Here is a 1,896-nt window from a genome sequence, read left to right as displayed (position 1 = left end):
GCGGGCTTGCCGGGTTGGTCGGCCTCGCGGAATCACCCACTGCGAGCGGGCCGCTGAGGCGGGATGAAGCGAGGCGTGGGCTTCCGTCGCGACGCGGCCCCGTCCGCTACGAACGCGCCGCCGCGGCCCGGCCCGGCACCGGCGCGAGCGCCGGCCCGGGGCGAGGCGTGAAGCGGCAGGGATTCCGCGCGCGCGCCGGCCTCGCCGCGACGCTGACGCGCCCTTTTTCCCAAGGATGTGACGATGTCCGACTCCCTGTCCGATTCCCTGCCCTTTCCCGCCGGCCGCCACGCGTACCCGGCCTCGTTCGGCGCCTGCTGCCTCGATGCGCGGCGCACCCACTTCCGGCTGTGGGCGCCCGCCTGCCAGGCCGTCTCGGTCGAGCTCGACGACGGCGAGCGCCAGGCCAGCGTCGCCATGACCGCCTGCGAGGGCGGCTGGTTCGACACCACCGCGCCGTTCGGCCCCGGCACGCGCTACCGCTATCGGCTCGACGGCGGCGAGGCGGTGCCCGATCCCGCCTCGCGCTTCCAGCCCGAGGGCGTGCACGGCCCGAGCGAGGTGATCGACCCGGCCGCCTATCGCTGGATGCACGACGACTGGCGCGGCCGGCCCTGGCACGAGACGGTGATCTACGAACTGCACGTGGGCGCGCTGGGCGGCTATCGCGGCGTCGAGCGGCGGCTCGGCGAGCTGGCCGCGCTCGGCGTGACGGCGCTCGAGCTGATGCCGCTGGCCGCCTTCCCCGGCGAGCGCAACTGGGGCTACGACGGCGTGCTGCCGTTCGCGCCGGCGGCGCCCTATGGACGCCCCGAGGACCTCAAGGCCTTGATCGACGCCGCGCACGGCCTGGGCCTGCAGGTCTTCGTCGACGTGGTCTACAACCACTTCGGCCCCGACGGCAACTGGCTGGCCAGTTATGCGCCGAGCTTCTTCCGCGAGGGAACGCACACCGCCTGGGGCCCCGCGATCGATTTCGATCGCGACGAGGTGGGACGCTTCTTCACCGACAACGCGCTCTACTGGCTGGAGGAATTCCGCGTCGACGGGCTGCGCATCGATGCCGCGCACGCGATCGACAACGACGACTGGCTGGTCGCGCTGGCCGCGCGCGTGCGCGACTACGCGAACCACACGCGGCATATCCACCTGGTGCTGGAGAACGAGCGCAACAGCGCGCGCCTGCTCGGCGACGCCGGCTTCGACGCGCAATGGAACGACGACTTCCACAACAGCCTGCACGTGCTGCTGACCGGCGAGCGCGAGGGCTATTACCGCGCCTATGCCGACGCGCCGCTGCAGCGCCTCGCGCGCACCCTGGCCGAGGGCTTCGCCTACCAGGGCGAGCCCTCGCCGCTGCATGAAGGGCGGCCGCGCGGCGAACCGAGCGCGCATCTGCCGCCCACCGCCTTCGTGGCCTTCCTGCAGAACCACGACCAGGTCGGCAACCGCGCCTTCGGCGAGCGGCTGCGCATGCTGATCAACGACGATGCGCTGCGCGCGGCCACCGCGCTGCTGCTGCTCGCGCCCCAGGTGCCGCTGCTGTTCATGGGCGAGGAAACCGGCTCGACCCAGCCGTTCCAGTTCTTCACCGACTACCAGGGCGAGCTGGCCGAGGCCGTGCGCGAGGGGCGCCGCCGCGAGTTCGCGGCCTTCCCCGCCTTCGCCAGCGCCGAGCATCGCGAGGCGATCCCCGATCCGAACGATCCCGCCACCTTCGCGCGCGCCTCGCTGGCCGCCGTCGACGCCGACCACGAGAGCGACGACGCGCGCGCCTGGCGTGCCTTCTATCGCGGCGCGCTGGCGGTGCGCTCGGGCTTCATCGTGCCGCACCTGCCCGGCGCGCGCGCCGAGGGCGTGACGCTGCTGGGGCGCGCGGCCGACGACGACGCGCCG

General features: G+C 73.5%; 1 protein-coding gene. It reads left to right on the top strand.

Going from position 1 to position 1,896, the window contains the following annotated elements:
- Positions 1 to 243: 243 nt before the first annotated feature.
- On the top strand, positions 244 to 1,896 hold a 1,653-nt coding region (gene treZ, locus F3J18_RS37045; protein WP_166917128.1), incomplete at its 3' end, for a malto-oligosyltrehalose trehalohydrolase.

It is taken from the genome of Burkholderia sp. Ax-1720, from assembly GCF_011753035.1.
Classification (GTDB): Bacteria; Pseudomonadota; Gammaproteobacteria; order Burkholderiales; family Burkholderiaceae; genus Burkholderia; species Burkholderia gladioli.
Note: the sequence above shows the minus strand (reverse complement) of the source record. Positions and strands in the feature narration are given on the sequence as shown.